Source organism: Pseudomonas gebzensis, from assembly GCF_034427815.1.
Lineage (GTDB): Bacteria > Pseudomonadota > Gammaproteobacteria > Pseudomonadales > Pseudomonadaceae > Aquipseudomonas.
This window is the reverse complement of record NZ_JAXQNS010000003.1, coordinates 36,025-62,160: the sequence shown is the minus strand read 5'-3', so window position 1 is coordinate 62,160 and position 26,136 is coordinate 36,025. Positions and strand designations below refer to the sequence as shown.

The following is a 26,136-nucleotide window of genomic DNA, read 5'->3' as shown; positions in this document are numbered from 1 at the left end:
AAAGGCGAAGTCACTCGAAAAGTCACTATGGCCGAAAATGAAAAAGCCACCCGAAGGTGGCTAAGTCATTGAGGTATATGGTCGGGACGGAGTGATTCGAACACTCGACCCCTTGCACCCCATGCAAGTGCGCTACCGGGCTGCGCTACGCCCCGACATGTTCCCGATGCTGCTGAGAACGATGAAGAATGTAACCTAACCTTTTGATAAATGGAAGCTTTTTTTCAAAAAAAACCATCTACAAATCAAGGTCACTTCTTCAGCACGACCAGTACATCTTCCAATTCAGTAATCATCTGCCGAATCAGTTGCTTGTACTGCGTCGTATCGTCCTTGGCCTCATCACTGGACAGGCGCAAGCGCGCACCGCCGATGGTGAAGCCCTGGTCGTACAGTAGGGCGCGGATCTGGCGAATCATCAGCACATCCTGGCGCTGGTAATATCGCCTGTTACCACGTCGCTTGACCGGGTTGAGCTGTGGAAATTCCTGTTCCCAATACCGCAATACGTGCGGCTTTACCGCGCAAAGCTCACTCACTTCACCGATGGTGAAATAGCGTTTGCCCGGTATGGGGGGCAGCTCGTCGTTATGGCTTGGTTCCAGCATAGGCCTCAACCCGGGCTTTCAGTTTCTGCCCTGGACGAAAGGTGACGACTCGGCGTGCGGTAATCGGGATTTCTTCCCCGGTCTTGGGGTTACGGCCCGGCCGCTGGCGCTTGTCGCGAAGATCAAAGTTGCCAAAACCCGACAACTTGACCTGCTCGTTGTCTTCAAGTGCATGTCGTATTTCTTCGAAAAACAACTCGACCAGCTCTTTGGCCTCGCGCTTGTTGAGCCCCAGCTCTTCGTACAGCCGTTCGGCCATCTCAGCTTTCGTCAGAGCACCCATACGCTATTTCCTTAACGTGGTGTTCAACTTCTGTTCAAGCGAGGTGAGAATGGTGTTCAGCGTGGTGTTCACCTCATCGTCGGTAAGAGTGCGTGATGGATGCTGCCAGGTCAAGCCGACGGCAAGGCTTTTTCTATCAGGATCAATACCTTTACCCTGGTACACATCGAACAGCTTGAGGTCGGTCAGCCACTCGCCGGCGTTGTCGCGAATCAGGCTCAGCAGATCGCTGGCCGCCACATCACGACCTGCGATAAGTGCTAGATCGCGACGTGTTTCAGGGAACTTCGACAGCTCCTTGAATGCGGGCAAACAGCCTTCGACGACTTCACTGAGCAGCAACTCGAAGACGAACACCGGGCGATCCAGATCAAGTGCCCGAGCCAGCTCCGGATGAATCGCGCCGACATAACCCACTTCCTTGCCATCACGCTCAATACGCGCGGTCTGGCCAGGATGAAGCGCAGGGTGCTGGGCGGCTGTGAACGTGAAGCTGTGCAGACTGCCCGCATACCCGAGTATGGCCTCGACATCGGCCTTGGCGTCGAAGAAATCGATACCGTCTCGACCGTTGGCCCAGCCTTCCGGCAAGCGGCTGCCCGTGACCACACCCGCGAGCATCGGCTCTTGCTTGAGCTCGCCCAATCGCCCTACAAAGCGCAGGCCGCTTTCAAACAACCTTACGCGATCCTGCTGACGATTGAGGTTGTGCTGCAATACCTTGATCAGACCTGGCCACAGGGACGCACGCATCGCCGCCATGTCATTGGAGATGGGATTGGCAAGCTGCAACGGTTCCACGCCCGGACTGAACAGTTCAAACAACTTGGGATCGATGAAGCTGTAGGTGATCGCTTCCTGATAACCGCGGGCTACCAACAGACGACGCAACGTGGGCAGCTCGCTGCGAGCTTCCTGGCGAGCCTGTGGCGCCAGCCGCGCCTGCGGATAGCGAACCGGCAGATTGTTATAGCCATGCAGGCGCGCCAACTCTTCGATCAGATCGACTTCCAGGCTGATATCGAAGCGATGAGACGGCACACTGACGGTCCACTGCCCGCCGCCATCGGCGCGAGTGGCAAGACCCAGGCCATTGAGCAGTCGCTCGATCTGCGCTGCATCCATGTCCATGCCAAGCATCTGGCTGACGCGCTCGGCGCGCAGCGTGATCGGCGCGACCTGCGGCAGATGCTGTTCGCTTACGCATTCGATGATCGGACCGGCCTCGCCTCCAATGATCTCAAGCAGCAAACCGGTGGCACGCTCCATGGCTTCGCGAGCCAATTGAGCATCCACGCCCCGCTCGAAGCGGTGCGAGGCGTCGGTATGAAGACCATAGGAGCGGGCCTTGCCAGCGACGGAAATGGGCTCGAAGAAGGCGCTCTCCAAGAACAGGTCGCGGGTTTTGCTCGTCTCCACACCACTGTGCTCGCCGCCCATCACGCCTGCTATGGCCAAGGCGCGGGAGTGGTCGGCAATCACCAGCGTGTCGCTACGCAGGGCAACTTCCTGACCGTCGAGCAAGACCAGCTTCTCGCCCTCCTCAGCCATACGCACCTGGATGCCGCCGTTGATTTCTGCCAGATCGAAGGCATGCATCGGCTGACCCAGCTCGAGCATCACGTAGTTGGTGATGTCGACTGCAGCATCGATGCTGCGCACATCACTGCGACGCAAGCGCTCGACCATCCACAGCGGTGTCGCCTTGCTCAGATCGACGTTGCGGATAACACGACCCAGGTAACGCGGACAGGCCGCCGGCGCCAGTACCTGAACGGGGCGCTCTTCGTCGTGTACAGCGGGAACCACCGCCACTTGCGGACGCACAACCGGCACGCCATAGAGTGCGCCGACTTCGCGCGCAAGCCCGGCGAGCGACAGGCAATCACCTCGGTTGGGTGTCAGATCGACTTCGATGCTGGCGTCGTCCAGATTCAAGTAGCTGCGAATGTCTTCCCCAACCGGCGCATCGGCGGCCAACTCGAGCAGGCCGTCGTTTTCTTCGCTGATCTGCAGTTCAGCAGCCGAGCACAGCATGCCGAACGACTCGACGCCGCGCAGCTTGGCTTTCTTGATTTTAAAGTCGCCCGGCAGCTCGGCACCGATCATGGCGAATGGAATCTTAAGGCCTGCCCGCACGTTCGGCGCGCCGCACACGACCTGGAAGGTTTCCTGGCCATTGCTGACCTGGCACACGCGCAGCTTGTCGGCGTCCGGATGTTGTTCGGTGGCGAGCACTTCGCCCACCACGATGCCGCTGAACTGGCCAGCGGCCGGGGTAACGCTGTCGACTTCAAGGCCGGCCATTGACAGGCGGGCGACCAGTTCGTCGCGAGAGACCTGCGGGTTTACCCAACCGCGCAGCCACTGTTCACTGAATTTCATGCTGTTCTCCTAAGATGTGCGTCAAGTGCGGGTCTAGCGAAACTGCGCAAGAAACCGCAAGTCGTTGTCGAAGAACAGACGCAAATCATTGACGCCATAGCGCAGCATCGCCAGGCGCTCGGCGCCCATGCCGAAGGCGAAGCCCTGGTAGGTTTCAGGGTCGATGCCGGACATGCGCAACACATTCGGGTGCACCATGCCGCAGCCCATCACTTCAAGCCAGCCGGTCTGCTTGCAGACACGACAGCCCTTGCCGGAACACATGACGCACTGGATATCGACTTCAGCGGATGGCTCGGTGAAGGGGAAGAACGACGGACGGAAGCGTACGGCCAATTCCTTCTCGAAGAACACACGCAGGAATTCTTCGATGGTGCCTTTGAGGTCGGCGAAATTGATGTCGCGATCGACCAGCAGACCTTCGACCTGATGGAACATGGGCGAGTGGGTGATATCCGAGTCGCAACGATAGACGCGGCCCGGGCAGACAATGCGGATCGGCGGCTGGCTCGACTCCATGGTTCGCACCTGCACCGGTGAGGTGTGGGTGCGCAGCAGCATGTTGGCGTTGAAATAGAACGTGTCGTGCATCGCCCGGGCAGGGTGGTGGCCCGGGATGTTGAGCGCTTCGAAGTTGTGGTAGTCGTCTTCGACTTCGGGGCCTTCGGCGATGCCGTAGCCGATATGGGTGAAGAACTGCTCGATGCGCTCAAGCGTACGGGTGATCGGGTGCAGGCCGCCCGTGGTCTGGCCACGGCCAGGCAAGGTGACGTCAATGCACTCCGCTGCAAGGCGGGCGCTGAGCTCGGCCTCTTCAAAAGCAGCCTTGCGCGTGTTCAGCACGACCGTGACGCGCTCTTTGGCGTCATTGATCAGCGCACCTACTTTAGGGCGCTCATCGGCCGGCAGGTTGCCCAGGGTCTTCATCACCTGGGTCAGCTCACCCTTCTTGCCAAGAAACTGGACCCGGATCTGTTCCAGGGTATTGATGTCTTCAGCGCGCTCCACAGCCTCTAGGGCTTGGGAGACCAGCGCGTCCAGGTTTTCCATGTACAGACTCCAGATACAAAAATAGGGGAAGAGCTTTGAAGGCTCTTCCCCTATCGATGACGTTTTACACCCGAAAACGCAGCGCGCTTTCGGATGATTGTCGTGGGTACTTAAGCCAGAACGGCTTTAGCTTTCTCGACAATTGCAGCAAACGCCGCTTTTTCGTTCACTGCCAGGTCAGCCAGAACTTTGCGGTCGATTTCGATCGACGCTTTTTTCAGGCCAGCAATCAGACGGCTGTACGACAGACCGTTGGTGCGTGCACCGGCGTTGATACGAGCAATCCACAGAGCGCGGAACTGACGTTTTTTCTGGCGACGGTCGCGGTAGGCGTATTGACCCGCCTTGATGACAGCCTGCTTGGCAACACGGAATACGCGCGAACGTGCACCGTAGTAGCCTTTAGCCAGTTTCAGGATTTTTTTGTGACGCTTGCGAGCGATGACGCCGCGCTTTACACGAGCCATGAGTAACTTCCTCTATCTTTAACCAGAATTAACGAACGCGCAGCATGCGCGCGACTTTTGCGACGTCAGACGGGTGCAGCATGCTGCTACCACGCAGTTGACGCTTACGCTTGGTCGACATTTTGGTCAGGATGTGGCTCTTGAAAGCGTGCTTGTGCTTGAAGCCGGTTGCCGTTTTCAGGAAACGCTTCGCAGCACCGCTCTTGGTTTTCATTTTTGGCATGTTGGAACTCCGCATTCGTTAAATTTACACATAATCATCAGGCCTGCCGTGCCCGGGAGATTACTTCTTTTTCTTGGGGGCGATGACCATCATAAGCTGGCGTCCTTCCATCTTAGGATGCTGCTCAACGGTGCCGTATTCGGCGAGGTCAGCTTCAACCCGCTTCAACAGCGCCATGCCCAGCTCCTGGTGGGCCATCTCACGACCACGGAATCTCAGAGAGATCTTGGCCTTGTCCCCGTCTTCAAGGAAACGTACCAGGTTGCGTAGTTTTACCTGGTAATCCCCATCCTCCGTCCCTGGACGAAACTTGATTTCTTTGATCTGGATGATCTTCTGGTTCTTCTTCGCCGCAGCCTGCTGCTTCTTCTTCTCGAACAGGCTTTTGCCGTAGTCCAAGACCTTGCACACAGGGGGTACAGCATCAGCAGAAATTTCTACCAGATCCAGCTTCGCTTCTTCAGCGATACGAAGCGCTTCGTGGATCGAGACGATGCCCAGCTGTTCACCATCAGCACCGATTAACCGAACCTCTTGAGCCGAGATATTCTCGTTGATCGGGGCCTTCGGTGCAGCACGTTTATCGTTTCTCATTTCACGCTTAATAGTCATTACTCCGATTCTTGGCGACCACGCCGGGAAACCGCTTGCGAGAGTAGCTCCATGAACTGCGCGACAGGCATAGAGCCCAGGTCAGCACCTTCACGAGTGCGTACGGCAACGGTTTGCGTTTCGACTTCGCGGTCCCCTATAACCAAAAGGTACGGGACCTTGAGCAAAGTATGCTCGCGGATTTTAAAGCCGATCTTCTCATTTCTCAAGTCGGACTTGGCACGAATCCCGCCAGAGGCCAACATTTTTTCAACATCGAGGGCGAAATCGGCCTGTTTGTCGGTGATATTCATGATCACCGCCTGGGTCGGCGCCAGCCACGCCGGGAACACGCCAGCGTAATGCTCGATGAGCATACCGATGAAGCGCTCGAACGAACCGAGGATGGCACGGTGCAGCATGACCGGGCGCTTGCGCGCGTTATCTTCGGCAATGTAGCTGGCGTCCAGCCGCTCTGGCAGGTTCGGATCGTACTGCAGCGTGCCGCACTGCCAGTTACGACCCAGACAATCGCGCAGGGTGAACTCGATCTTGGGACCATAGAATGCGCCCTCCCCTGGCTGGTATTCCCACTCCAGGCCCGACTCGTTCAACGCGTCGGCCAGCGCGGTCTCGGCGCGATCCCACAGCTCTTCGGAGCCGACACGCTTGGCCGGACGGGTGGAAAGCTTCATGGCGATGTCGGTGAAGCCGAAGTCCTTGTAGACATCCAGCGTCAAGCGAATGAAGTCGGCCGCTTCTTTCTTCACCTGCTCTTCGGTGCAGAAAATGTGCGCATCGTCTTGGGTGAAACCGCGCACGCGCATAATGCCGTGCAGCGCACCCGAAGGCTCGTTGCGGTGGCAGGCACCGAATTCAGCCAGGCGTAGCGGCAAGTCGCGGTACGATTTCAAGCCTTGATTGAACACCTGCACGTGGCACGGGCAGTTCATCGGCTTGACGGCATAGTCACGGCTTTCCGACGAGGTGGTGAACATGTTCTCAGCGTAGTTGGACCAATGCCCTGACCGCTCCCAGAGAATACGATCCACGACTTGCGGGGTCTTGATCTCGAGGTAGCCGTTGATGCGCTGCACGGTACGCATGTACTGCTCAAGCACCTGGTACACAGTCCAGCCGTCAGGGTGCCAGAACACCATCCCCGGCGCTTCTTCCTGCAAGTGGAAGAGGTCAAGCTGCTTGCCGATCTTGCGGTGATCGCGCTTCTCGGCCTCTTCAATACGCTGCATGTAGGCAGCCAACTGCTTCTTGTCAGCCCAGGCGGTGCCGTAGACGCGCTGCAGCTGCTCGTTCTTGGCATCGCCGCGCCAGTAGGCGCCCGACAGCTTGGTCAGCTTGAACGCCTTGAGAAAACGCGTGTTCGGCACGTGCGGGCCACGGCACATGTCGACGTATTCTTCGTGATAGTACAGGCCCATGGCCTGCTCATTCGGCATGTCTTCGACCAGGCGCAGCTTGTATTCCTCACCGCGAGCGGTGAAGACGTCGATCACTTCGGCACGCGGCGTCATCTTCTTGATGACGTCGTAGTCTTTCTCGATCAGCTGATGCATGCGCTTTTCGATGGCGGCCATGTCGTCTGGCGTAAAGGGCCGCTCGTAGGCGATGTCGTAATAGAAGCCCTCATCGATGACCGGGCCGATGACCATGCGCGCGGTGGGATAGAGCTGTTTCACTGCGTGGCCGATCAAGTGGGCACACGAGTGACGAATGATCTCCAGTCCCTCTTCATCTTTAGGGGTGATGATCTGCAGCGTGACGTCGCGATCGATGAGCTCACAGGCGTCGACCAGCTTGCCGTCGACTTTGCCAGCGAGCGTGGCCTTGGCCAGACCTGCGCCGATGGACGCAGCAACGTCAGCTACGGTAACGGCGCTGTCGAATGAACGTTGGCTGCCGTCGGGAAGAGTAATGGTGGGCATGGCGCCTCCTCTCCTAGTGGTGACCCCTACCAAAGGTCACGTGGGTTGGGATGAGCCAGTACAAGATCCGTTGCGCCCTTCACGAGGTGAAGCCTGCCTCACAGTGGCAGAAGCCTTTTCGGCTTGATCGCAGACGAACCAGAGTGACTGGAAGGTAATAAAGAAGAATCGCAGCACGCCGCTGACGCGTTGCGAGCCGAGCATGCTAGCACGCGGGTTTGCGGCGATGCAGAAATATTTGGATCGTCCACAGCACCACTGAACTCTTGAGGGTCATTGCCAATCAGACCCCCTGAAGCATTCAGTTCTCGATCAAACCTACCCAAGGAGTGTCAGGTTATGCGACTTCAGTCTCTTCTGGCTTTCGCTGCCATTGGTGCGCTTTCACTGCCCTTCACTGCGACTGCCGGTGAGTGGCCTGCTGGCACGCAAGACATGTACATGACCCAGTGCGAGCAGGTGGCAACTGGCCAAGGCCTGGATGCCAAGGCAGCCCAAGCCCACTGTAAATGTGGCGCCCAAGCCATTGAGAAAAATTTCAGCACCGAGGAAATAAAGGCGCTGGATAGCAAGCACGGCGTCGATCCCAAGCTTGCCGAACGCGCGCGCACCGCGGTGACCAAAGCCTGCGCAGCGAAGGGTTGAGCCCCATTTCCGGCATTTCCATGACCTTTCGTTGAGCTCAATCAACATCTATTAAAGGTAATTGGCGCTAGATGCCGAGAAATGCACTATGATGTCCCTCGTGCTCCGTCGCCTTGGCTACATTGCACTACTGAAAAATTAAATGTCTGGAGATCCACCCATGTCCAATCGCCAAACCGGCACCGTTAAATGGTTCAATGATGAGAAAGGCTTCGGCTTCATCACCCCACAAGGCGGCGGCGACGACCTGTTCGTTCACTTCAAAGCCATTGAATCTGACGGCTTCAAGAGCCTGAAAGAAGGCCAGACTGTTTCCTTCGTTGCCGAAAAAGGCCAGAAGGGTATGCAGGCTGCACAGGTACGTCCGGAGTAATTCGGCCCGTCCCACAAAGAACCCGCCTTCTGGCGGGTTTTTTGTGTCTGCCGAGTGGCCAGATCGAACATCGCTTCAACCGCAATTGATGCGACGGATCACGCCTTGATCGTCGACATTCACGTTCAGGCGCTCTGAACGATAGTCCAGTGTTGCCATATCGCCCGGCTTGAGCACGCGAAGCGTACGCGCGCCACTGGCCTGACGCGCTTGCTCGATCAGAGCCTGCGTTCCTTGCCTGCCGATGGCGAAACCAGCGTCGACCGCCTGGCACGCCCCGGCATCAGCGGCGACACCGGCAGCCGATGTCTCATCGACGGCACTGGACGAGACGCCGCGACTGCAGCCTGCCAATGTGGCGACCATCAGTGCTGCAACCAGCAAAGCCTGTGTACGAATCATGAATCCTCCTGAGCGCTAGACAGACCTACCTGTCGGGACAGTCGTAGATCATTTTTGTGGCAAAGGGCGCAATTCTGCAGGATTTCTTCTGCATAGCCCGAAAGGTAATCGTGACTGAATTTTGCGCCACGTGATAACTTTGCCGCCGGATCACCCTAGCACCCACAGCGTCACAAGGGGCCAGGGCCTTCTCTTTTCGCGCTGCAACGAGATACCTACATGAGCAACATCACCATCGACGCCGACATCAAGGTCAAAATGGCGGGCGGCCACCGCGCCTACAGCCCCGCTTCGCCAGAAGAACTCATGCTGATCGCCGTCGATCTGCTGGTACGCGAATTGGGCAGCGACGCTGCGCGCACCTTCATGGGCCAGGTTATCGAGCGACACGCACCCTCTTCGGGCGTATCGGCTGCCACCGCCAAGCAGTACTGAGCCCTGGACGGGACTGCATACTGCGCTGACTCACACCCTCTTTCTACCGGCTGACCTCTGCCCAGCCCGCGCCCGTGCGCCTGGGCGGGGATGGCTGTTGGCGGTCGTAATCACGCTCTCAGCATCACGCCTTCAGCCTGTTGCATCACCTTCAGCACGCTCCCGACCGATGCAGTGAACCGCTCACGCTCATCCGGAAAACCGAATGCCAGCGTGGCCATCGTTCGGATATCCGTCTGTTTTTTGATGCGCGAGTCATTCGCCAGCACCCCATTTCCCTCCTATCCTTCGCCGTTGCGGGAGAAACCGCTCGCACATGAAGACTGGTACGAAACCTGCCTGAGCTTCGACGCGACACAGCGACTAACTTCTCAACGGAAAAGAGAGAGACAACAATAATGACTGCTGCACTGAAAACGTTCGTTCCTAGCGCACTGGCGCTGTTCCTCCTTCTGCCGGTCGGCGTTTCGGCCGAAGAGGCCAAGACCCAACAGAAGCTCGCCAACGTCGTCATCCTGGCCACCGGCGGCACCATCGCCGGCGCGGGCGCCAGCGCTGCCAACAGCGCCACGTACCAGGCCGCCAAGGTCGGTGTCGACAAACTGATCGCCGGAGTTCCCGAGCTGAAGGATCTGGCGAACGTGCGCGGCGAGCAGGTGATGCAGATCGCCTCGGAAAGCATCAGCAACGATGACCTGCTCAAACTCGCCAAACGCGTCTCCGAGCTGGCCGACAGCGCAGATGTCGACGGCATCGTCATCACCCACGGCACCGACACCCTCGAAGAAACGGCCTACTTCCTGAACCTGGTGGAAAAGACCGAGAAGCCTATTGTGGTGGTCGGTTCGATGCGCCCCGGTACAGCCATGTCGGCTGACGGCATGCTGAACCTGTACAACGCTGTCGCCGTGGCCAGCGATCAGCAGTCGCGCGGTAAAGGCGTGCTGGTGACCATGAACGATGAAATCCAGTCGGGTCGCGATGTCAGCAAGTCGATCAACATCAAGACTGAGGCCTTCAAGAGCGCCTGGGGCCCGATGGGCATGGTCGTAGAAGGCAAATCGTACTGGTTCCGCCTGCCGGCCAAGCGTCACACGATCAACTCCGAGTTCGACATCAAGCAGATCAGCAGCCTGCCAGCCGTGGACATCGCCTACAGCTACGGCAACGTCACCGACACCGCCTACAAGGCACTGGCTCAAAATGGTGCGAAAGCGCTGATCCATGCTGGGACCGGCAACGGTTCGGTGTCTTCGCGTGTGGTCCCGGCACTGCAGGAACTGCGCAAGAATGGCGTGCAGATCATCCGCTCGTCCCACGTCAACCAGGGCGGTTTCGTTCTGCGCAACGCCGAACAGCCTGACGACAAGAACGACTGGGTTGTCGCCCATGACCTCAATCCGCAAAAAGCGCGAATCCTGGCCATGGTCGCAATGACCAAGACCCAGGACAGCAAAGAGCTGCAGCGGATCTTCTGGGAATACTGATAGGTCAGCAGCGACGACCTTGAAGCACCCCGCCCGACCGGCCCACGCGCCGGTTGGGCACTGCGTCTTGCCAAACGCCTGCGTTGAGCCTGTGTGCAGTCGTGCTGCCGGCAGAACCCGTTACCCCCCGACCAGCAGCTGGCGGCATTCAACCCAATACTCGACACGGCCACAGCGCGCGCCCGCACATCCTGTTGGAGCTGCTCGAAACGCCCTGCTATCTCTGCGCACAGACCTGGCGCAACCGTCTTCGATGCGGTGCTGTCGGGCGTCCCGAGGCCTGGCATGAGCGGTGTGGAGCGGGCCCAGGCACCACTCGACGCTGCCGGTGGTCTTGACGCCTGGCGACAGCAAGCCAGTTGCCCAAGGCGGCATGCAGGCTTCACCTTCCTGATAACGCTCTAGCCTGCACAGCAGGCGTGCACGCGTTGGCCACGGTCCTGCACCGCTGAGGTGCGCGCAGGCCGTGACGACAGGGCTCAGGCTCGGTGGGGAGGGTCATCGTGCAAGGAGATACGCGAGGTTTCCGGCAGCGCCAGCCCGCCAATCAACGCAAGCAGCGCGATGGCAACCAGGTAGAACGCCGGCGCCAAGCTGCTACCGCTCTGCGTGATCAACCACGTAGCCACCAGCGGCGCCGTTCCTCCAAACAGGGTGTAGGCCACGTTGTAGGTGATGGCCGAGGCCGTGTAGCGGGAGCGCGTGGGAAAACTTTCCGAGAGCAGCGCAGCGGTGACTACGCCACTGGTCAAGGCACCCACCGCCAGCAGGATCACGCCCACCAGGGCGTAGGACAACGAACCGGAGCTGGCCAGCCAGTAGGCCGGGAAGACAAACACAATGACCCATGCACAGGTAAACACTACGGTGCGCCGCCGACCGATGCGGTCGGACAGCGCACCGGCCAGAGGGCAACCCACTGCAGCGAAGAGCAAGGCCACCGTGGTCACCAGCAACGACTGCGCGCGAGACAGGTTGCCGACCAGTTGCAAGTAGGTCGCAAAGTAGGTGGTGAACATGTAGAACGACAGCGCCGTCAGCGAGATGAACGCGCCGAGGTTGAGAATCGCTCGCCCGTGGTGGCGCAAGGTGTCCTTGAGCGGCGAGTGCGCGTGCGGCGTGCCTTGGGCCATCGCCGCGCGGAAGGCCGGGGTCTCTTCCATGCGCCAGCGCAGGTAAAGCCCCACAAGGCCCAGTGGCGCGGCGATCAGAAACGGTACCCGCCAGCCCCAGCTGTTCATCGCTTCTGCTGACAGATTGGCCTCCAGCGCATAGGCCAGGACCGCAGCGCAGGCGAACGCCGAAAACGTCGAAACCGGCACGAAGCTGCCGTAGAACGCACGCTTTTCGCGCGGCGCATGCTCCATCAGATAGGCGCAGGCCCCAGCATATTCACCGCCGGCCGAAAAGCCCTGAACGCAGCGCGCCAGCGTCAACAGCACCGGCGCCATCAGGCCGATGCTGGCATAGGTGGGCAACAGACCGATCACCGTGGTGGAAGCAGCCATCATCAGGATGGTCATCGACAGCACGCGCTTGCGCCCGAGGCGGTCACCCAGCCCACCAAAGAACACCCCGCCCAACGGCCGCAGAGCAAAAGCCACGGCAAACACGGCGAAGGTCTTGAGCAGGCCGACACTGGGGTCGGAGCTGGCGAAGAACTGGCTGGCAATCAGCGTGGCGAGAAAACCGTAGACCGCAAAGTCGAACCATTCGACAAAATTACCGACGGCCGAGGCGGCGATCACCCGGCGAAGGGTAGCGGGGGGAACCTCATGGGTTGTGGACATGCACGTGCTCTCCGATTTCCATAGGCAGCCTGGGGAATGCGCTGCGAATGGCAGCGTTATTGTTGTTTTGCCTACAGTAGACCGTCGTTGAGCGCCGCGGACTGTGGCGGGAGCGACACTGAGATGCCTGTTTCGACCTGGCGCCGTCAGCCAATGAAACGTTTTTTCTCCACACTCGGACTTTTCAGAAAATTTCTTCTCCATTTCCCAGGCAACCGACGGGATATCGAAAAACCTGTATCCGGATGTACCGTTAGCATGGCCAACTGACTCACGAACCTGCCCATCCGCACGGAGCAATCACCGCGATGCCACCTGCCAGCCCGCTGTATTTCGACTACGCCGCCACTACACCTGTCGATGACCGCGTCATCGAGATGATGCTGACCTGCCTGGGGCGTCACAGCCACTTCGGCAACCCTGCTTCCAGCGGCCATGGTTTTGGCCAGGCTGCCCGAAGCGCGGTAGAAACGGCGCGTCAGCAAGTTGCGCAACGGGTCGGGGCGCAGGCCGAGCAGGTGATCTGGACCTCCGGGGCAACCGAGTCGAACAATCTGGCGCTCAAAGGCATTGCGCAAGGGTTTGCCGAGCCGGGGCATCTGCTCACCAGCGCCATCGAGCACAAGGCCGTGCTGGATACTGCCAGCGAGCTCGAACGCCTGGGCTGGGCCGTGACGCGACTGCAACCGGCACGCGATGGCGTGATACGCGCCGAGCAGGTAGCCGATGCGCTGCGAGCGCAGACTCGCCTGGTGTCGCTGATGGCGGTGAACAATGAGCTGGGCACCGTCACTGACTTTGCCGCGATCGGTGAGCAGGTTCGTGCGCATGGTGCGTTGTTCCACGTCGACGCAGCGCAGGCGGTGGGCAAGGTGAAGCTCGATCTGGCGCAGCAGGCGGTCGACCTGATGTCGTTTTCAGCGCACAAGGTCTACGGGCCCAAAGGTATCGGGGCGCTGTATGTCGGCCCGCGCGCACTGCCGGTGCTGCGCGCTCAGATGCATGGCGGCGGGCACGAGCGCGGCATGCGCTCGGGAACGCTGCCCAGCCATCAGATCGTCGGTATGGGCTGCGCCTTCGCTCTGGCCGGGCAGCCGGGGGATGCCGAGTACGTGCGCCTGCAACGCCTCAGCCAGCGACTGCAAGACGGCCTGCTGGCCCTGCCGGGCGTGCGCCTCAACGGCAGCGCGAGCGAGCGAGTGCCACACACCTTGAACCTCTGCGTCGAGGCCAGCGGCTTCAACAGTGCGGCATTGGCCAGCGAGCTGGCAGTGTCTTCCACCTCGGCGTGCAATTCGGCCAGCAACGCCCCTTCCCATGTGTTGCTGGCGCTCGGTCTCGAGCCGCACGCTGCGCGCAACAGCGTACGCATCAGCCTCGGTCGCTACAGCAACGACAGTGAAGTGGACGCCGCCATCGCCGTCTTCACGCGGGCCATCAACGCTGCATCGGTAGCGCTGTGGTAGGCGGCTGCGCAAGCAGGCCGGCCGCCCCCTGCGGCGGGCGGTGAAAACCCGGTAGACTGTCAGGCCCGCGCGAACAGAGGCGGGCCTGACAGTCCAGCTGGAGCCATTTCCCGTCATGTACATCCTCCGCCGCCTCGACGGCGTCCCGCCCGAATCCTTCCAGAACCAGATCCGCCAGTTGGTGATCGAGCACGTCGGCGAACTGAGCAGCGTGGCGATCAGCCCAGACAATCCGCTGTATCCGCTGTATCAGTACGGCGTGGGCCTGGAGGTGCATCGGTACCTGGAGGCCCTCGACGGCAGTCGGGGCCTGGCCGTGGAGCTGACCCTGGCTCTGGACGCCGACGCGCCCGACCAACTGCTTGGCTTCGCGCTGGCGCTGCCGGCTCAGGACGATGCGCACGCCTGCGCACTGGCGTATCTGGCGGTCGTTGCCAGCCATCGCCGTCAAGGGGTGGCGCGCGGCCTGTTCAATGACCTGCATGGCCGTTACGCCTGCGTCGAGCTCAATGCCCTTCCCCATCAAGTTCCATGGTTTGAAGCGCTGGGCCTGCAGGTGGTCGCGGCCAGTGGCCCGCAGGTCGTGATGACCACCACCGGCGCGCCCAGTGACGCCTTGATCGGGCGGCTGGACATCGCGCCTATCTACCAGACCCTGGAAGTCGGCCAGATCCACACGTACCTGCTCAATCAGCAGGGCGAGGATGCGATGATCGATGCCGAAGCCCAGCGTGACGAGCGTATCGATGCGCTCACCGAAGCGGCAGCCGATTGCGTACGGGTACGCCGCCAACTGCATTGATGCAGGCCGAAGGGCCGCTAGTCGTAGAAATATTGAATGTCGCGCCGCGCTGCAGGCGGCACCTGGCCGAGCAGGTAGTCACGCAGCTTGTGCATCTGCTTGGCCTTGGGGCTGGCCTTGAGCCAGGTCATGTAATAGCCGTCGCCCGTGGCCACTGCCTGCTTGAAGGGCGTGACCAGGCGGCCGGCGTTGAGGTCGGCACTCACCAGCACCAGGTCGACCACGGAAATGCCCAAGCCTTGCTGAGCGGCTGAGATGCCCTGATCGAGGGTGTCGAATACCTGCCCCTGACCGACGCCGATGTGCAGCGCGCCCAGCCGCGCCAGCCAGCGTCGCCAGTCGCGCCGGTCGGGTGAAGGGTGCAACAGTTCGCAGCGGGTCAGCATGGCCAGCTCAGGCGAAGCGGTGTTCAGGTAGTCGGGATGGCACACCGGAATCAGCCACTCGTCGAACAGCTTGAGGCTCTCGACCTCGGCCGAGAAGCGGCCATTGCTCAGCAGGATGGCGCAGTCGAACGGCTCGGAGTAGAAGTCGACCGAATCGATGTCCATCCACACGCTGGAGAGCTGCACGCTGGCGCTGTCATCGATTTTCTTGAAACCGTCCAATGCGCGCAGCAGCCAGCGCACCGTCAGTGTGGACGGGGCCTTGAGGCGCAACGCATAGCGGTCGTTGCGCAGCAGCGCGCAGGCGTTTTCGATGATCTTGAACCCGACCTTCAGCTCCTGCGCCAGCAGGCGGCCGTGCTCGGTAAGCAGCAATTTCGGCCCGCGGCGCTCGAACAGGCTGCAGTCGAACAGGTCTTCGAGTGTTTTCACATGGTGGCTCACCGCACCCTGGGTCAAGGCCAGCTCTTTCGCTGCACGGGTGAAGGAGCCGTAGCGCGAGGCCACTTCAAAGGCACGCAAGGCGTGCAGTGCTTGAATCCGTTCAGACATCGCCGCAACCCTGAAGTATGAGTGAGACTAATAGTAGGTCACAGTTCCACCCGTTTTACAACGCACTAGGGTTTGCAGAAAATGCAGTAGTTGTCCACCACACCTCTGCTTTACGTCGCGTATTGACGCTTATGAACGTCTAGGGTTTGCACGAACTGTGTCCGCGCATCGGTCATGCTGCGTTGAAAACCGACTCGAACGAAAAACCGGTCGCTGCCGTCGCCCTCTTCGGGGTGATATGCGTGCGACGCTGTTGCTGTACTCGCGTCGTCGAATCGCCAAGCCCATGTGCGCCGTGCACACCCTAGCAACACCTGGGGAATTCATGTTTACGGGTTATGGAATCTGCTACCGCCTGGATGCGCTGGAGCTGGCCGCTGAACATGCCGATGACCACACGCAGTGGACCTGGACCGCGCTCGACCACTTCCGCGCACTCGTCTCCCACGCCGACTTCCCGTGCCTGTTCGGGCGCAAGGCAGTCGCCGCGCAAACCTGCCAACTGTTGTTTGCCCGCGCCGAGCATGGCGCAACCGATATTGCCCAGGGTCTGGCTGACTATGTCGATCAGTTACGTCCGATTGCCCGCAAGCAGCGCATTGGCAGCCCCTTGGTGGTGTTCCTGCAAACCGATGCCGGCACCACGCTTGCCGAGCAGCAGGCGCGCGCCTGGGCGGTGCTGCAGCGGGTCCACGCGCTGGACCCTCACCCCTGGCCGCAAGCGATGCCCCAGGATCCACACGATCCAGACTGGGCATTCTGCTTCAATGGCATGCCGCTGTTCATCAACATGAGCTTTCCGGGCCATCAACGCATGAAGAGCCGTCGCCTGGGCCCGCACACGGTGTTCGTCATCAATCCTCGGGAGAGCTTTGACGAGGTCGCCAGCGCGGCCACCGAGAGCGGGCAGCGCATTCGCGCCAGGATTCGTCAGCGCGTCGCCCACTACAACGATGGCGTGATGCCTGAAACGCTGGGCTTTTTCGGCCAGCCCGACAACTTCGAGTGGCAGCAGTATCAGCTTCAGGAGCCTGGCTCGCTCGATCCGCGCCGTTGCCCGTTCCACCCTGTTGCTGCCGCATCCTCAGACACCTTGAACGAGAACGAACCGTGAACACCGCGCTTACTGCCACTTACGCCCTCACCGTCCTGCTGCTGATCGCAACGCCTGGGCCGGTCGTGGCCCTGGTCGTCAACACCGCTGCCGCCTCAGGCTGGCGCAAGGCACTGTTTACCGCCCTGGGCACCAACTGGGCATCACTGGTTCTGATCGCGGCAGCGGCCTGGGTGATCATGACCAGCGCCGCCATCGACAAGGCCTGGCTCAGTGGCATGAGCCTGGTGGGGTGCCTGTTCATCGCTTACATCGCTTACGGCACGCTCAAGGATGCGCTGCACACGCCCGCCTCCAGCGACCCGGCCAGCGTGCCGATGCGCCGGGATCGTGGCGGCTTGTGGCAAGGCTTCATGGTCGGCATCTCCAACCCCAAGGACATCATCTTCTTCATCTCGTTCTTCCCCCAGTTCATCCAGATCACCGAGTCATTCGAGAAAAGCATGGTGGTGCTGTCACTGCTATGGATCGCCATCGATTTCGCCGTGCTCAGCTTGTACATCTTCGCCATCGGCAAGATCGCCTCGACGCGCAGCAATCGGATCATCACGCTGGTGTCGGGTGTGATGCTGTTGCTCATTGCCGTGGTCGGCATGGCCTACAACGTGCGCGGTTTGATGGCATGAACGCTTGAAGTGACACGCGTGCTGGGGGCGCCCGAGCCTGAGCGAAGGCGCCACAGGGCGTGAACGGGCCAGTGGTGTGAGTCAGCGACAGGCAAGCTCGTCCGATTCCGTCGCCTCGACCTATCGGCAAAGCGAAAAGCGTGACTAGAATACGCCGCAGATCCCGTACGGCTCGAGGCAACCGTTTGTCATCCATGAACTTCCCCACCGACGACGCTTCACCGCTCCAGCACGCCCTGCCACGCGCGCTCGGGGCGAGCCTGTGAGTCGCTGGCTGGCCGCCTCAACGCTGCTGATGATGTGTACCCCCTTTGCCGCCCAGGCGCAGGAGGTCACGATCGATCCGCATGCCGACCTGCTTTATCGTCAGGCCTTGCCGTTTCTCGAGCAGGCCGATGCCCGGGCCGATAACACCCCGATGCGCGCTGTGGCCAACAGCGACCCTGAGCTGAGCCGCCAGGGCCAGGCACTGGCGCACACCTTGCCCAGCGCAGTGGCCCTGCTGAAGAAGTCAGTTGCGCTCGGCCATCCGGTGGCCAAGTACCGCCTGGCGCTCTACTACATGACCTACCTGCCGGCCGCGCAGATTCCCGATGCGGCCTGCCCGCTGCTTGAAGAGAGCCTCAGCCAAGGCTTTGCGCCACCGGCGTCGGCCATTGCCACCTGGTGCCCGCCATACAACGCAAGCCCCGCCTACCGCGAAGCGCTTGACGCCCTGCCCAGCATGGCCACCCTGTACGCCGCCTATTATCCGCAACCCGCGGCGGTGCTGGCCTGCAGCCGCAGCCGCCCGCAAGGTCTGGAAATGCAGTGGGGCCGGCAGCGCGATTTCCAGGCCGAGGTGTACCGCCTGCTCGGCGACCTCGACCCCGAGCGGCGCCAGGCCTTGCTGCAAAAAGCCGTCGAGATCAATGGGTGCGCCAGCGCCCAGCAACGGCTGACCAGCCACCGTTGACCCACCGCTTGAGCAAGATCGTTCAAGCCACGGCATCGCCCATCGGGCATGCTGGGGCTCTTTGTCGACGGGTTGCCCTGATGTCCACCCTCCCCGCTGCACGCCATGCCTTTTTCCAGGGCGCTATCGCTATCGTGCCGCTGTCGTTGGCCGTTGCACCGTGGGGGCTGCTGGCCGGCTCCATGGCCATCGAAGCCCAGCTCAGCCCCTGGCAGAGCCAGGGTTTGTCGGCCATCGTGTTCGCCGGGGCTGCGCAACTGGTTGCGATCGGCATGCTCAAAGCCGGTGCAAGCCTGTTGTCGATTCTGCTCACGTGCCTGCTGCTGACCTCTCAGCACCTGCTCTATGGCCTGTCGATGCGCCCGCTGCTGGCCCCGCAACCGCTGCGCTGGCGGCTGGGACTGGGCTTTCTGCTGACCGACGAATTCTTCGCCCTGACCAGCCACCAGGACCTGCACAGCTTCAACCGCTGGTACGCCCTGGGCGTAGGGCTGACCTTCTACGTGGCATGGAACCTGTTCACCCTGGCCGGCATCGTGCTTGGCCAGAACATTCCACACCTTGATCAGCTAGGCCTGGATTTCTCCATTGTCGCCACCTTCGTGGCCCTGATTGCACCGCGGGTACGCACTGTGGCAACTGCCGTGTGCGTGGCCGTGTCGCTGTTCTGCTCGGTACTGTTCAGCGCCTGGCAGTGGGAAACCGCGCTGATTCTCGCGGGCCTTGCGGGGATGAGCGCAGGCTTTGTCTGGCAGAAACTGCAAGGTGGTTGCGCATGATCTGGCTGTTGATCGTGGCCATGGGCGTGGTGGTGTTCATCAATCGTTATGCCTTTCTCGAACCGCGGCTGCCGCTGCGCCTGAGCGCTAATGCGCGGCAGTTTCTTGGCTTTGCCGTGCCGGGCATGCTCACCGCGATTTGCGGGCCGATCATCTTCCTGCCCGAGCGTGAGCTGGACCTGAGCCTGCTCAACCCTTATCTGCTCGGCGCGCTGGCTGCTGTGGTGCTGATGCTGTGGACCCGGCGAGTGCTGCTGAGCATGCTGCTCAGCCTGGCGATCTTCTTCCTCCTGCGCAGCCTGCTGGCATGAACATGCCGCTGCGCGAGCAGACCCACCTGTGGCAGGCCCCAGCCCTGGGCGATGTTGAGATGCTGCACGCGCGCTATCTCCAGCAGCGCTTTGCGCCGCATGTGCACGAGGGCTACGTGTTCACGGTCATCGAGTCGGGCGCGCAGCGCTTCAATCATCGCGGCAGCGAGCACTTGGCGCCAGTGGGCAGCATGGTACTGATCAACCCGAATGAACTGCATACCGGCGCGACCGCCACCGAAGCGGGTTGGCGCTACCGAGGTTTCTACCCGGACAGCGCCGGCATCACCGGCGTGCTTGAAGAGCTGGAGCTGGGCCAGGGCATGCCGCTGTTCAAGGACAGCGTGATCCACGACTCCACCCTGGCAGGCGCCATGCGCTGCGTGCATCGGCTGTGCGAATCGGGCGCCAGCGCCCTGCAGCAACAGACAGCCTGGCGCGAGGCGGTGCTGATGCTGGTACAGCGCCACGGCAACGGCGCCACCCCCGCAGCCCCAGGCCGTGAGCCACTGGCGGTAGCGCGGGCGCGCGAGTTGCTGGACAGCCAACTGGCCGATCCGCCTTCGCTGGAGGCCTTGGCAGCGGCGGTGAACCTGTCGCCGTTCCACTTTGCCCGCGTATTTCGTCACTCAACCGGCCTGCCGCCCCATGCCTGGCTCAAGCAACGCCGTCTGGCCCGGGCGCGGGACCTGCTCAGGCAGGGGCTGGCGGCGCTGGACGTGGCCTGCATGCTTGGGTTTGCCGATCAGAGCCATTTGACGCGGCAGTTCAAGCAGGCGTATGGGATTACGCCAGGGGTGTATCGGCAGGCGTGTGGCACAGCCCTACCACTGCTCTGCAGGTGATAGCACCGCGCGGCTCGCCCGTCGGCGACAGCTGCGCTCTGGCCGCATCAGCAGGTGGTTCAACTACACAGGTCGGGGCCCGGCGCAGGGCTCGGCATGCCTGCCAGGGAAACCACCCGCTGCGCACTGTTCAATGCATGTGCGCGTGGTCATGCTCTGGCGCTTCGGCTGTCAGTGCCCTCACTGGCACCTCGACCTGTAGCGTCTGGGTCTGGCCTGCCGCAGTCTTGATCGTCAGCGTCAGAGGCACCTTCTCACCTTCCTTGACCTGCTGCTTCAAGCCCATCAGCATCACGTGGTAACCGTTCGGATCGAGTGCAACCGACTTGCCGGCGGGCAAGGCCAGATCCTTGACCTGCTTCATGCCCATCACATCGCCGTCCATGGTCATGGCATGGATCTGGACGGTCTTGGCAATGGGCGAGGCCACGTCGATCAGGGCGCTGTCGGTATCGGCGGTCAGGACCATGAAGGCGCCGGTGGATTGTTGCTGCGCGACGCTGGCGCGAGCCCAGGGTTCAGTGACCGTGGTCTGGGCCAGGGCCGAGGCGGACAGGCCAAGCAGCGCCAGGGCGGCCAGGCTGCGGGTGATCGAGTGCGGCATTGCCATTAGCAGATCTCCATCAGGGTGAGCAGGTCTTCGGTACACTCCTTGGCATTGAGCGAATGGCCCAGGCTCAGGCGCAGCGTGCCGCGGGAATCGTAGACATAGCTGGTGGACGTGTGGGAAATGGTGTACGTGTCGCCGGTCGGAACCTTCTCGTAAAACACCTTGAATTCGCGGGCCACCTGGTCGATTTCTTCCGGGGTGCCGGTGAGCGCGGTGAACGAGGGATCGAACGCCTTGACGTAGGCGTCGAGCACTTCGGGCGTATCGCGTTCGGGGTCCAGCGTGATGAACACCACTTGCAGGAACCCGGCATCGCGGCCCATCAGCTTCTTGATCTGCGCCGCGCGGGCAAGCGCCGTGGGGCACACCGCGGGGCACTGAGTAAAGCCGAAGAAGATCATCGGCATCGTGCCGTAGAAGCTCGACAAGGTGCGTACGTTGCCTTGCGGGTCTTTCAGGCGGAAGGAGCGACCGAGAATCTCGTTGCTCATGTTCTTGCCGTACTTGAATTCAAGCCCGCGCGCGGGGTTGCAGCCAGCCAGCAGGCCCAGCCCCAATACGCCCATCCCGGCCACGACGGCGCGCCGGGTCAACAGATCAGTCATGGAACCATCCTTTACAGGGAAGGTGCCGACCCCTTAGCGGGCCGGCCAGAAAACCGGGGCATTCTTGCATGACGCCTGGGAGACGACCACCCAGAGCGCACTTTGCGGGGCGCAAAGCCCGTGGATTCGGGCCGCGACCTGATGTCGCAGGGCTTGAAACAGTTACAGTTTGTTGCTAAGGCCAGGCAAAAAAAGACCGAAGCGGATGGTGGCCACCGGCTTCGGTCTTTTTCAAGCGGTCAGTAGTATGCGTTTTCTTTCTGCGTGTGGTCAGTCACATCGCGCACGCCCTTCAGCTCCGGGACGCGTTCGAGCAAGGTGCGCTCGATGCCGTCCTTGAGCGTGACGTCGGCTTGGCCACAGCCCTGGCAACCACCGCCAAACTGCAGCACGGCGATGCCGTCTTCGACCACATCGATCAGGCTCACCTGACCGCCATGGCTGGCAAGGCCTGGGTTGATCTCGGTCTGCAGGTAATAGTTGATGCGCTCGTTGAGCGGACTGTCGTCGTTGACCGTCGGCACCTTGGCGTTCGGCGCCTTGATGGTCAGCTGGCCGCCCATGCGGTCGGTGGCGTAATCGACCAGCGCGTCATCGAGGAAAGGCTCGCTCACGGCGTCGATGTACGCAGTGAAGCTCTTCAGGCCCAGGGCAGTGTCCTCGGGCTTCTCTTCACCCGGCTTGCAGTAGGCAATGCACGTCTCTGCGTACTGGGTGCCTGGCTGGGTAATGAAAACGCGGATGCCAATGCCGGGCGTGTTCTGCTTGGAGAGCAGATCGGCCAGGTAGTCATGGGCGGCGTCGGTAATGGTTATAGCGCTCATGTAAGTTCCTCACAGACTTGTCGGCAAGTGTACGCCAACCCGCTCGGCGAACAAAGTCCTAGCATTTAAGTCAGGAAAGTAAGGGCCACTCAGGAAAGGGCCGGGGCTTGCTCATGCTGGGACCGCGCCTCCAGCCAAGCCCTGCCGCGCCGGTACAGGCCACGCTCAAGCCACTGATAGCTGCCCCACGAAGCCAGTGCAATCACCGGCACGCACACTGCAAACACCGCATAGGCATTGAGCTGCAAGCGCTGGGTCAGCAGCCAGCCCGCCCACAACACCAGCACGTGAATGAGGTACACCGAATAGGAGCAGTCACCGAGCATCTTCAGCACCCGATTGCCACTGAAGTACGGCTCCAGGGCAATGAACGACAGCACGATCAACGCGCTGGGCAAGCCCCAGTGCAGCAGGCGGCTGGAGGCATCCATCTGATAGATGGCATAGCCCGCCGCCGCCAGCACCGCCAGCGGCAGCCACAGGCCTTCGCGCACCAGGCCGCGGCGGTACAACACGCCAATGCCAATGCCCAGGAGGAATTCATAGATGATGTCGTTGTTGTAGAAATGGCTGAGCACCCCCAGGCGACCCAACACTTCACTGGCCAGCAGCAACGCCAGCGTGATCAGCACCAGCTGGTGCCGTTGGCGGACGAAGAACGCCAGGGCGAACAAGGCATAGAAAAACATTTCGAAATTCAGCGTCCAGCCCACGCTCAAGGTCGGGTACAGGCCAAATCCGCCCGGATTTTCTGCCGGCACGAACACCAGCGATAACAGCATGTGCCGCCACTCGAACTCCTGGTGCGGCATCCAGCGGCTGGCCACGAGCAGCAACAGCGCCATGAGCAGCGTGTAGAACCAGTAAGCCGGAACGATGCGCAGCAAGCGCTGCAGGAGGAACTGCCGTGGAGCGATGGCCTTGTCGCGGGTGGAGAGGTAGATCACCAGCCCGCTGATGACGAAGAAGATGTCCACGCCCACCGCGCCGCGGTCGGTGAACAGATGGCCCAAGGGGCTGGAGGCATGGAAATCGAAAAAGATCTGCATGAAGTGGTGGCAGACCACCACCCAGGCGGCGAACGCCCGCAGTGCTTGAAGTGAATACAGCATGCGTGTTCCTGCATCGTTGGTGCATTTCAGCCCTGGCCGGGCGGCTGCAACAGCCAACCCGGCAGAACGATTCATGCGTACGACCGCAGTGAACCCGGAAAGGTCATCGCACCTTTGTGGTGCGTGCTCAGAGGTTCTCGTAGCGATTCATGTCCAGCACGCCCGCCTCGACCGGCTGCGTTTCTTCGATATAGCGGCTCAGATCATGGAAATAGTCCCAGAATTGCGGGTGCGAACGACGGATGCCCCAACGCTGGACGATCCGCTCGAACGCGTCCTTGTCGTCGCGCGCCGCTTGCAGAGCATCGACGAACTCCGGCACTTCGCCGGCCGCGACGTTGAACATGAAGTTCGGGTAGCTGGTGAGCACCCCCGGATACAGCGTCAGGGTGTCCAGCCCCGGCTGATAGCGGTAGGCCTCGCCGAGCAGGAAGGCCACGTTGCTGTGCGCGCGGTTGCGCAACAGGCTGTAGACCTCGCGATGGCCGTCGGGCGCCTGGATGCGCAGCAGGGTCGCTTCGGGTAACTGGTTGATCACCTTCAGCCCTGCGGCCGGGCGCGACACCAGGCGGCTCAAGGACTGCTCGGCATTGCGCAATGCCTCGGGATGGTCCGCACGTGAGCAGAACGCGCCGGTGCAGCGGTTGATCGGATCGGGCGCGGCATTCAGGCGGGCCGTGCGCTGCACCAGTTGCAGGCCGAAGTCACGGGTGGCGTGGTGCTCATCGAGCTTCACAGCGCTCGGGGTGCTGGTGTCGATGTCGTCGTAGTCCAGCCACATCTTGATCTTGCCGCCGTCCTGGTACCAGTCGCTGAGGATGGCGCCGCGCGTGTCGGCCGGCATCAGGCGCAGGAAGTTGACCTCCGCGCCATTGCGGATCAGGTCGAAGTACAGGCGGGTCTGCAACTGGTGCGACACGTTGCCGAACACATCGAAGTTGACCGCCAGCTGGTAATAGGTGCGTTCAAGCAGCGGGTAGTCGAACAACCAGCTGGTCAGCGGTACGTCGCCGATCAGGCCCTTGTTCACCGAGGCGCTGTCGAAGTGGCGGAAAATGCTCAGCAGCGCGTTGTCGTTGCCGGTCCATAACGTGTCCCACCCCGGCGGCGGCGCATCGGCATAGGCATCGCGGCGCAGGGTTTCATAGTCGTTGCGCTTGTCACGGTAGGCGCGCCACAGGCTCAGGACACTGCCCACATCATCGATCTGACCGGGCATGGCCAGCAGCGGAGTGGCCTGGCCCCGGTAGCGGGCGTCGGTGACGTAGAGGTCGTGCTCGGGATCCTGGAACAGCGCCCAAAAGTTGTCGCGGATCACGTCGGTGGCGATCTGCCCGCGGCAGACCGGGCCGCGAATGAAGGTGCGCACGAAGTACTCGGCGTTGTCGAGCATGAACTGATAGCGGGCGCGGGCCGGGATCGCCTCGAAAGTCTCGAAGGGGTTGGCGCGGCGCTGCGGGCCATAGCCCGGCAGTGCGGTCACCTGCCAGTCACCGGCATAGAACAGCGCCTTGACCCGGGCCAGCTTCTGCGGGCTCATCGGGTAGGTGATGTGAGTCTTGTGCACGATCACGCCCTTGACCGGCACCAGGCGGTAATAGAACGAGGTGCCTGGCGGGTCGTTTGGCCGGCGGCTGGCGATGATGTCAACCGGCTGCCCGGACGGTGTGCGTGAGCGCACCCACTGGAAGAAGTGGCCTGCCTGCCCGCCCTCGAAATGCACATGGGCCAGGAACAGGTGCTCGTACAGCCAACGCCCGGCCAACGCCTCGCTGGCGCCCGGGCGGTTGAGCAAGGCTTCCCAGTCGGCGATCTGCTGCGCTTCAACGGCGGTGGGCTGTAATGCGGCGGCGTCCACTGGCGCGCCGGCAGCCAGCCACCGCTGCAGGGTCTGGTACTGCTGATCGCTCAGCCCGGTCACCGCCAACGGCATGCCCTCTTTCGGATGAGCGCCGGCATAGGCTGGGAACTCCTCAGGCGCAGGACACATGTTGGTGCGGTTCAGGCCCAACACGATGTCGTCCGGCACTTTGGCATTGGGCGTGAGCGGGGTCTTGTGGCCCAGTTCCAGCATCTGCGCCATCAGCGCGGCCTGGCTGCCCTGGTTGTCGAGTACCGAATAGAAGCCCTTCTTGCGCCAGCCGTCTTCGTCGATGGCGTCGTAGAACAGCCGAGTGGTGGGTACGGCAGTGCTGCGCTCGCCCTGGTACACCGGCATCTTGGAGCCGCCGCGCTGAACGCCCTCGGCGCTGCCCAGGTTGAGCTGGCAGGCAGCATCGTTGCAGGCGTGGCAGGCCACACACTTGTCGGTGAAGATGGGTTGGATATCCCGCGTGTAGGAAATCGACGGGCTGGCCGCAGGGCTCTGGGCCAGCGCCGGGTTGCCAAGCAGAAGCGCGAACGCGCAGGCCACAAGCCCGGCAAAGGAACGGTGGATCATGTAGGGAAAGTCCTGGTCTCGAAGGCC

At 61.4% G+C, this 26,136-nt stretch carries 29 protein-coding genes and 1 tRNA gene; 12 read left to right on the top strand and 18 right to left on the bottom strand.

Annotation, left to right across the window (positions count from 1 at the left end):
* Positions 1-78: 78 nt before the first annotated feature.
* The 9 genes from SJI00_RS07145 to thrS all read right to left on the bottom strand — a co-directional run bounded on the left by SJI00_RS07145 (position 79) and on the right by thrS (position 7,550).
* Positions 79-155 (bottom strand) — tRNA-Pro (locus tag SJI00_RS07145).
* A gap of 96 nt (positions 156-251) precedes the next feature.
* Complete coding sequence (locus SJI00_RS07140; protein ID WP_151926229.1) at positions 252-608, bottom strand: MerR family transcriptional regulator; 357 nt, start codon at positions 606-608, stop codon at positions 252-254.
* Positions 589-891 (bottom strand): integration host factor subunit alpha, encoded by a 303-nt coding sequence (gene ihfA / locus SJI00_RS07135; RefSeq protein WP_009394049.1) that lies wholly within the window; start codon positions 889-891, stop codon positions 589-591. The genes SJI00_RS07140 and ihfA overlap by 20 nt, the downstream gene beginning before the upstream one ends.
* Before the next feature lie 3 nt (positions 892-894).
* A complete protein-coding gene (pheT, locus tag SJI00_RS07130) occupies positions 895-3,276 on the bottom strand; it encodes a phenylalanine--tRNA ligase subunit beta (protein ID WP_322461036.1) in 2,382 nt (793 codons plus the stop codon).
* A 33-nt stretch (positions 3,277-3,309) separates the two neighbouring features.
* Positions 3,310-4,326, bottom strand: a complete 1,017-nt coding sequence (gene pheS, locus SJI00_RS07125; protein ID WP_322461035.1) for a phenylalanine--tRNA ligase subunit alpha — start codon at positions 4,324-4,326, stop codon at positions 3,310-3,312.
* A gap of 110 nt (positions 4,327-4,436) precedes the next feature.
* The gene (rplT, locus tag SJI00_RS07120) at positions 4,437-4,793 is read right to left on the bottom strand and encodes a 50S ribosomal protein L20 (protein WP_003250671.1); all 357 of its coding nucleotides are present in this window, start codon (positions 4,791-4,793) and stop codon (positions 4,437-4,439) included.
* Between the two features lie 28 nt (positions 4,794-4,821).
* A complete protein-coding gene (rpmI, locus tag SJI00_RS07115) occupies positions 4,822-5,016 on the bottom strand; it encodes a 50S ribosomal protein L35 (RefSeq protein WP_028696462.1) in 195 nt (64 codons plus the stop codon).
* A 60-nt stretch (positions 5,017-5,076) separates the two neighbouring features.
* Positions 5,077-5,628 (bottom strand): translation initiation factor IF-3, encoded by a 552-nt coding sequence (gene infC / locus SJI00_RS07110; RefSeq protein WP_296267683.1) that lies wholly within the window; start codon positions 5,626-5,628, stop codon positions 5,077-5,079.
* The gene (gene thrS / locus SJI00_RS07105; RefSeq protein WP_322461034.1) at positions 5,628-7,550 is read right to left on the bottom strand and encodes a threonine--tRNA ligase; all 1,923 of its coding nucleotides are present in this window, start codon (positions 7,548-7,550) and stop codon (positions 5,628-5,630) included. Before thrS ends, infC begins: the two co-directional genes overlap by 1 nt.
* A 339-nt stretch (positions 7,551-7,889) precedes the next feature.
* Between thrS and SJI00_RS07100 the strand changes: the two genes are divergently transcribed.
* Together SJI00_RS07100 and SJI00_RS07095 are read left to right on the top strand one after the other, a co-directional pair.
* Positions 7,890-8,195 (top strand): hypothetical protein, encoded by a 306-nt coding sequence (locus SJI00_RS07100; RefSeq protein WP_322461033.1) that lies wholly within the window; start codon positions 7,890-7,892, stop codon positions 8,193-8,195.
* A gap of 160 nt (positions 8,196-8,355) precedes the next feature.
* Positions 8,356-8,568, top strand: a complete 213-nt coding sequence (locus SJI00_RS07095) for a cold-shock protein (RefSeq protein WP_003179963.1) — start codon at positions 8,356-8,358, stop codon at positions 8,566-8,568.
* A 75-nt stretch (positions 8,569-8,643) separates the two neighbouring features.
* Here SJI00_RS07095 and SJI00_RS07090 read toward each other — a convergent pair whose 3' ends face one another.
* Positions 8,644-8,970 (bottom strand): I78 family peptidase inhibitor, encoded by a 327-nt coding sequence (locus tag SJI00_RS07090; RefSeq protein WP_322461032.1) that lies wholly within the window; start codon positions 8,968-8,970, stop codon positions 8,644-8,646.
* Between the two features lie 219 nt (positions 8,971-9,189).
* Between SJI00_RS07090 and SJI00_RS07085 the strand changes: the two genes are divergently transcribed.
* Positions 9,190-9,405 (top strand): hypothetical protein, encoded by a 216-nt coding sequence (locus SJI00_RS07085; RefSeq protein WP_322461031.1) that lies wholly within the window; start codon positions 9,190-9,192, stop codon positions 9,403-9,405.
* Between the two features lie 110 nt (positions 9,406-9,515).
* Here SJI00_RS07085 and SJI00_RS07080 read toward each other — a convergent pair whose 3' ends face one another.
* On the bottom strand, positions 9,516-9,674 hold the full coding sequence (locus SJI00_RS07080) for a hypothetical protein (protein ID WP_322461030.1): 159 nt from the start codon (positions 9,672-9,674) through the stop codon (positions 9,516-9,518).
* Positions 9,675-9,803: 129 nt separating this feature from the next.
* On the opposite strand from SJI00_RS07080, the gene SJI00_RS07075 reads away from it, so the two are divergent.
* On the top strand, positions 9,804-10,892 hold the full coding sequence (locus SJI00_RS07075) for an asparaginase (RefSeq protein ID WP_322461029.1): 1,089 nt from the start codon (positions 9,804-9,806) through the stop codon (positions 10,890-10,892).
* 479 nt (positions 10,893-11,371) lie between these two features.
* On the opposite strand, the gene SJI00_RS07070 is transcribed toward SJI00_RS07075, so the two are convergent.
* Positions 11,372-12,682: an MFS transporter gene (locus tag SJI00_RS07070; protein ID WP_322461028.1), complete on the bottom strand. Its 1,311-nt coding sequence runs from the start codon at positions 12,680-12,682 to the stop codon at positions 11,372-11,374.
* 308 nt (positions 12,683-12,990) lie between these two features.
* On the opposite strand from SJI00_RS07070, the gene SJI00_RS07065 reads away from it, so the two are divergent.
* Complete coding sequence (locus SJI00_RS07065) at positions 12,991-14,148, top strand: cysteine desulfurase family protein (protein ID WP_322461027.1); 1,158 nt, start codon at positions 12,991-12,993, stop codon at positions 14,146-14,148.
* A 115-nt stretch (positions 14,149-14,263) separates the two neighbouring features.
* A complete protein-coding gene (locus SJI00_RS07060) occupies positions 14,264-14,950 on the top strand; it encodes a GNAT family N-acetyltransferase (protein WP_322461026.1) in 687 nt (228 codons plus the stop codon).
* A 17-nt stretch (positions 14,951-14,967) separates the two neighbouring features.
* On the opposite strand, the gene SJI00_RS07055 is transcribed toward SJI00_RS07060, so the two are convergent.
* Positions 14,968-15,888, bottom strand: a complete 921-nt coding sequence (locus tag SJI00_RS07055) for a LysR substrate-binding domain-containing protein (RefSeq protein ID WP_322461025.1) — start codon at positions 15,886-15,888, stop codon at positions 14,968-14,970.
* Positions 15,889-16,213: 325 nt separating this feature from the next.
* Here SJI00_RS07055 and SJI00_RS07050 point away from each other — a divergent pair, with 325 nt between their 5' ends.
* The 6 genes from SJI00_RS07050 to SJI00_RS07025 all read left to right on the top strand — a co-directional run bounded on the left by SJI00_RS07050 (position 16,214) and on the right by SJI00_RS07025 (position 20,518).
* On the top strand, positions 16,214-17,002 hold the full coding sequence (locus SJI00_RS07050; protein WP_322461024.1) for a YqcI/YcgG family protein: 789 nt from the start codon (positions 16,214-16,216) through the stop codon (positions 17,000-17,002).
* Complete coding sequence (locus SJI00_RS07045; RefSeq protein ID WP_322461023.1) at positions 16,999-17,628, top strand: LysE family translocator; 630 nt, start codon at positions 16,999-17,001, stop codon at positions 17,626-17,628. The genes SJI00_RS07050 and SJI00_RS07045 overlap by 4 nt, the downstream gene beginning before the upstream one ends.
* A gap of 295 nt (positions 17,629-17,923) precedes the next feature.
* Positions 17,924-18,583, top strand: coding sequence for a sel1 repeat family protein (locus SJI00_RS07040; protein ID WP_322461360.1), 660 nt, complete (start codon positions 17,924-17,926; stop codon positions 18,581-18,583).
* Between the two features lie 80 nt (positions 18,584-18,663).
* Positions 18,664-19,362 carry an AzlC family ABC transporter permease gene (locus SJI00_RS07035; protein WP_322461022.1) on the top strand — a complete coding sequence of 233 codons (699 nt, stop codon included), beginning with the start codon at positions 18,664-18,666 and terminating at the stop codon, positions 19,360-19,362.
* Positions 19,359-19,673, top strand: a complete 315-nt coding sequence (locus tag SJI00_RS07030; protein ID WP_322461021.1) for an AzlD domain-containing protein — start codon at positions 19,359-19,361, stop codon at positions 19,671-19,673. Before SJI00_RS07035 ends, SJI00_RS07030 begins: the two co-directional genes overlap by 4 nt.
* Positions 19,670-20,518, top strand: coding sequence for a helix-turn-helix transcriptional regulator (locus tag SJI00_RS07025; protein WP_322461020.1), 849 nt, complete (start codon positions 19,670-19,672; stop codon positions 20,516-20,518). The genes SJI00_RS07030 and SJI00_RS07025 overlap by 4 nt, the downstream gene beginning before the upstream one ends.
* 130 nt (positions 20,519-20,648) lie before the next feature.
* On the opposite strand, the gene SJI00_RS07020 is transcribed toward SJI00_RS07025, so the two are convergent.
* The 5 genes from SJI00_RS07020 to SJI00_RS07000 all read right to left on the bottom strand — a co-directional run bounded on the left by SJI00_RS07020 (position 20,649) and on the right by SJI00_RS07000 (position 26,109).
* Positions 20,649-21,122, bottom strand: coding sequence for a copper chaperone PCu(A)C (locus SJI00_RS07020; RefSeq protein ID WP_416221013.1), 474 nt, complete (start codon positions 21,120-21,122; stop codon positions 20,649-20,651).
* Positions 21,123-21,127: 5 nt separating this feature from the next.
* Positions 21,128-21,733, bottom strand: a complete 606-nt coding sequence (locus SJI00_RS07015) for an SCO family protein (RefSeq protein WP_322461018.1) — start codon at positions 21,731-21,733, stop codon at positions 21,128-21,130.
* A gap of 239 nt (positions 21,734-21,972) precedes the next feature.
* Positions 21,973-22,557, bottom strand: a complete 585-nt coding sequence (gene nfuA, locus SJI00_RS07010; protein ID WP_312932855.1) for a Fe-S biogenesis protein NfuA — start codon at positions 22,555-22,557, stop codon at positions 21,973-21,975.
* Positions 22,558-22,646: 89 nt separating this feature from the next.
* On the bottom strand, positions 22,647-23,669 hold the full coding sequence (locus SJI00_RS07005; protein ID WP_322461017.1) for an acyltransferase family protein: 1,023 nt from the start codon (positions 23,667-23,669) through the stop codon (positions 22,647-22,649).
* 127 nt (positions 23,670-23,796) lie between these two features.
* Positions 23,797-26,109 (bottom strand): fatty acid cis/trans isomerase, encoded by a 2,313-nt coding sequence (locus SJI00_RS07000; RefSeq protein WP_322461016.1) that lies wholly within the window; start codon positions 26,107-26,109, stop codon positions 23,797-23,799.
* Between the last annotated feature and the right edge of the window lie 27 nt (positions 26,110-26,136).

Bases quoted from the DNA above. Each gene is read 5' to 3' on its own strand.
- SJI00_RS07090 (WP_322461032.1), bottom strand. From the start codon at position 8,970: ATGATTCGTACACAGGCTTTGCTGGTTGCAGCACTGATGGTCGCCACA.
- SJI00_RS07070 (WP_322461028.1), bottom strand. From the start codon at position 12,682: ATGTCCACAACCCATGAGGTTCCCCCCGCTACCCTTCGCCGGGTGATC.
- SJI00_RS07025 (WP_322461020.1), top strand. From the start codon at position 19,670: ATGAACATGCCGCTGCGCGAGCAGACCCACCTGTGGCAGGCCCCAGCC.
- SJI00_RS07050 (WP_322461024.1), top strand. From the start codon at position 16,214: ATGTTTACGGGTTATGGAATCTGCTACCGCCTGGATGCGCTGGAGCTG.
- SJI00_RS07020 (WP_416221013.1), bottom strand. From the start codon at position 21,122: ATGCCGCACTCGATCACCCGCAGCCTGGCCGCCCTGGCGCTGCTTGGC.
- pheS (WP_322461035.1), bottom strand. From the start codon at position 4,326: ATGGAAAACCTGGACGCGCTGGTCTCCCAAGCCCTAGAGGCTGTGGAG.
- ihfA (WP_009394049.1), bottom strand. From the start codon at position 891: ATGGGTGCTCTGACGAAAGCTGAGATGGCCGAACGGCTGTACGAAGAG.
- SJI00_RS07040 (WP_322461360.1), top strand. From the start codon at position 17,924: ATGATGTGTACCCCCTTTGCCGCCCAGGCGCAGGAGGTCACGATCGAT.
- SJI00_RS07055 (WP_322461025.1), bottom strand. From the start codon at position 15,888: ATGTCTGAACGGATTCAAGCACTGCACGCCTTGCGTGCCTTTGAAGTG.
- SJI00_RS07035 (WP_322461022.1), top strand. From the start codon at position 18,664: ATGTCCACCCTCCCCGCTGCACGCCATGCCTTTTTCCAGGGCGCTATC.
- thrS (WP_322461034.1), bottom strand. From the start codon at position 7,550: ATGCCCACCATTACTCTTCCCGACGGCAGCCAACGTTCATTCGACAGC.
- SJI00_RS07095 (WP_003179963.1), top strand. From the start codon at position 8,356: ATGTCCAATCGCCAAACCGGCACCGTTAAATGGTTCAATGATGAGAAA.
- SJI00_RS07060 (WP_322461026.1), top strand. From the start codon at position 14,264: ATGTACATCCTCCGCCGCCTCGACGGCGTCCCGCCCGAATCCTTCCAG.
- SJI00_RS07085 (WP_322461031.1), top strand. From the start codon at position 9,190: ATGAGCAACATCACCATCGACGCCGACATCAAGGTCAAAATGGCGGGC.
- SJI00_RS07005 (WP_322461017.1), bottom strand. From the start codon at position 23,669: ATGCTGTATTCACTTCAAGCACTGCGGGCGTTCGCCGCCTGGGTGGTG.
- pheT (WP_322461036.1), bottom strand. From the start codon at position 3,276: ATGAAATTCAGTGAACAGTGGCTGCGCGGTTGGGTAAACCCGCAGGTC.
- nfuA (WP_312932855.1), bottom strand. From the start codon at position 22,557: ATGAGCGCTATAACCATTACCGACGCCGCCCATGACTACCTGGCCGAT.
- SJI00_RS07100 (WP_322461033.1), top strand. From the start codon at position 7,890: ATGCGACTTCAGTCTCTTCTGGCTTTCGCTGCCATTGGTGCGCTTTCA.
- SJI00_RS07000 (WP_322461016.1), bottom strand. From the start codon at position 26,109: ATGATCCACCGTTCCTTTGCCGGGCTTGTGGCCTGCGCGTTCGCGCTT.
- rpmI (WP_028696462.1), bottom strand. From the start codon at position 5,016: ATGCCAAAAATGAAAACCAAGAGCGGTGCTGCGAAGCGTTTCCTGAAA.
- rplT (WP_003250671.1), bottom strand. From the start codon at position 4,793: ATGGCTCGTGTAAAGCGCGGCGTCATCGCTCGCAAGCGTCACAAAAAA.
- SJI00_RS07065 (WP_322461027.1), top strand. From the start codon at position 12,991: ATGCCACCTGCCAGCCCGCTGTATTTCGACTACGCCGCCACTACACCT.
- SJI00_RS07075 (WP_322461029.1), top strand. From the start codon at position 9,804: ATGACTGCTGCACTGAAAACGTTCGTTCCTAGCGCACTGGCGCTGTTC.
- SJI00_RS07140 (WP_151926229.1), bottom strand. From the start codon at position 608: ATGCTGGAACCAAGCCATAACGACGAGCTGCCCCCCATACCGGGCAAA.
- SJI00_RS07015 (WP_322461018.1), bottom strand. From the start codon at position 21,733: ATGACTGATCTGTTGACCCGGCGCGCCGTCGTGGCCGGGATGGGCGTA.
- SJI00_RS07030 (WP_322461021.1), top strand. From the start codon at position 19,359: ATGATCTGGCTGTTGATCGTGGCCATGGGCGTGGTGGTGTTCATCAAT.
- infC (WP_296267683.1), bottom strand. From the start codon at position 5,628: ATGACTATTAAGCGTGAAATGAGAAACGATAAACGTGCTGCACCGAAG.